This window comes from Wolbachia endosymbiont of Pentidionis agamae (assembly GCF_036711655.1).
GTDB lineage: Bacteria > Pseudomonadota > Alphaproteobacteria > Rickettsiales > Anaplasmataceae > JAZHPY01.
On record NZ_JAZHPY010000114.1, the window covers coordinates 1 to 2,462 of the forward strand.

At 29.6% G+C, this 2,462-nt stretch carries 2 protein-coding genes; both read left to right on the forward strand.

Features of this window, described 5'->3' with window-relative positions; translation table 11 throughout:
* The first annotated feature begins 769 nt into the window (after positions 1 to 769).
* The gene (locus V6U76_RS05090; RefSeq protein ID WP_333024048.1) at positions 770 to 1,789 is read left to right on the forward strand and encodes an extracellular solute-binding protein; all 1,020 of its coding nucleotides are present in this window, start codon (positions 770 to 772) and stop codon (positions 1,787 to 1,789) included.
* 36 nt (positions 1,790 to 1,825) lie between these two features.
* A complete protein-coding gene (gene tsaE / locus V6U76_RS05095) occupies positions 1,826 to 2,290 on the forward strand; it encodes a tRNA (adenosine(37)-N6)-threonylcarbamoyltransferase complex ATPase subunit type 1 TsaE (protein ID WP_333024049.1) in 465 nt (154 codons plus the stop codon).
* Positions 2,291 to 2,462 lie beyond the last annotated feature (172 nt).

Here is a 2,462-nt window from a genome sequence, read left to right on the forward strand (position 1 = left end):
TTCTAACTGAGTTTTTATCTCTTTTATATCCTCTTCTAATCCAGAATTAGCATTAAAAAATTTTTTGATTAGTGACAAAGGTTATATTATTCAAGAGTTGTTTTATAAAGCCTGTTACCCACATAAAAAGTGTATGAAAAATGTGTTGATGTTTCTGAAAGAGAAGATTTTACTCTAGGAAAATATTGATTATCGAGACGATTTTTTACTACATGAAGCACAAATTTGAACTTAAGGTATAGATTTCAATTTTTTCTCTACTTCCTTTGTTGGCTAATCCATAGTTGTGGTTATAAAGGCAATAAACCTATGATGTAGCTTTGTAAACCCCTTCCTGTAAAGTATTTCAATGTAATCTAACTAAAATGACTCACAATTTCTATATTGGGATTGGTAATAAAATAATATTATGGTAATACTTTTGACAATTGTAATGCTAGGTATTCTAGTGAGTTTTCTGCAGCTTGACAATAGTGTATTGACAAAAATTTTGTCAGTGGCATTACAAAAATCATCGACTATACAAAAAATTTCTATTATTTTTTCCCTCATAAGTAACTTCCTTTTTTTATAATATCTCGGAGTTTACAACATTTTCTCACTTTTTTGTGATTTTAAGCCATAACTGGAGTTTGGACTATACGACTGCTGCCTGTTTCTCATAGGTTTTTTATAAATAAGATTTTTTTAACTCAAATTTTTTATTCAATTTCTTGTTACTAACTAGTTATGTTGTTATAATTCTAAATATTTTATATCTAACAATCCCATGGGAAAGAATTTTATATTTATATCTATAGCAGTTTTACTAGCAGTAGCTGTCACATTTTTTTATTTTGAAAACAAGCAAGATAAAGAAGTAGTAAATGTTTACTCATCACGCAAAGAAGAATTAGTACGAGTTTTATTTGATGAGTTTACAAAAAAAACTGGAATCAAAGTTCAATATATTAACGATGAATATGCTCCTCTACTGACTCGTATAGAAAATGGTGGTAAGGCAGACTTACTTTTAACTGCAGATGCAGTGAATCTTATTTTAGCAAAAAAGAGGGATTTGTTATCCAGTGTAGATTCAAAAATCCTGAAAGCTGCTATACCTGAAAAGTTTAGAGATAGTCAAGATTTTTGGTTTGGATTAACAAAAAGAACTCGCATTCTAGTATATAATAAAGAATTAGTTAGTGTTAATGATTTAAGTACTTATGAAGATTTAGCAAATGAAATATGGAAGGGGAAAATATTAGTTCGCTCATCCACTAGCCCTTACAATAGATCTCTCATTGCTTTTATGATTGCAAATAATGGATTTGAAAAAACAAAGGATTGGGTCCAAGGAATTGTAAGTAATATGGCTCGAAAGCCAAGTGGTGGTGATACTGAACAAATTCTCTCTGTTGCAGCTGGAGAAGGAGCAGTTGCAATAGTAAATAGCTATTATTTTGCAAGAATACTTAATTCAAAAGATGAAGTTCTAAAAAATAAATTAGGAGTCTTTTTTCCTAATCAAAATGACAAAGGTGTTATGGTTAACATTAGTGGTGGAGCAGTGGTTAAAAATGCAAAAAATAGAGCTAATGCTATAGCACTATTAGAATTTTTAGTTAGTGAAGATGCTCAAAAGCTCTACGCTGAGATAAATCAGGAATATCCAATACTAAAAAATGTGGAAGTTTCTAATATATTGCAATCTTGGGGACATTATACTCAGAGCGATCTTCCATTAAGTAAATTAGAGGAGCACATGATAGAGGCTGTTATGCTTGCAGATGAATATAATTGGAAATAAATATAAAGGCTTTATGTAATTCAATTTTACACAAAAATGTATACTAAATACGTTGCAATATCAATTGAATCAATGAAAAAGCTTGCAGGAGACATTGCAGGTGCTGCTAAAGCATTAGATGTGATTCTTTTATCTGGTGCTGTTGGTGCTGGTAAAACTACATTTTCTAAGTTTTTTATTAATGCTTTTTTGCCTAATGAAGTGGTGAGTAGCCCAACTTTTAATCTAGTAAATCTTTATCATTATGAAAATTTTGCTATTTGGCATTTTGATTTATATCGAATAAAGTCTTTTGATGAGCTCTATGAGCTTGGAATGGAGGAAGCACTTAGTACAGGTATTACTATCATTGAATGGCCGGAATTGGTATTTGATTTTATCAAGCTACCTCTGGAAATAAGGATTAATCATAATGTGCAAAGTAATAATCGTGATATAATAATAAAATCTAATATAAATTGGCAAAAAAGATTAAGAAATTTAGAGGTAATTTTAAATTAAACTACGACAACCAGATAGTACATAGATTAAAGTATAAGTGACAAAAAATCAAAGTGTTAGAAAATTATTTTCTTACGTCAAGCCTTATATATCATATTTTATAGTAGCTTTCATAGCTGTCTTCCTTTCAGCATTAATGTTTTTACTTTTTGGCAAGGAATTAAAAAATATA

What these genes read in the sequence shown, in the direction of transcription:
- V6U76_RS05090 (WP_333024048.1), top strand. Translation starts at nt 770, where the DNA reads ATGGGAAAGAATTTTATATTTATATCTATAGCAGTTTTACTAGCAGTA.
- tsaE (WP_333024049.1), top strand. Translation starts at nt 1,826, where the DNA reads ATGTATACTAAATACGTTGCAATATCAATTGAATCAATGAAAAAGCTT.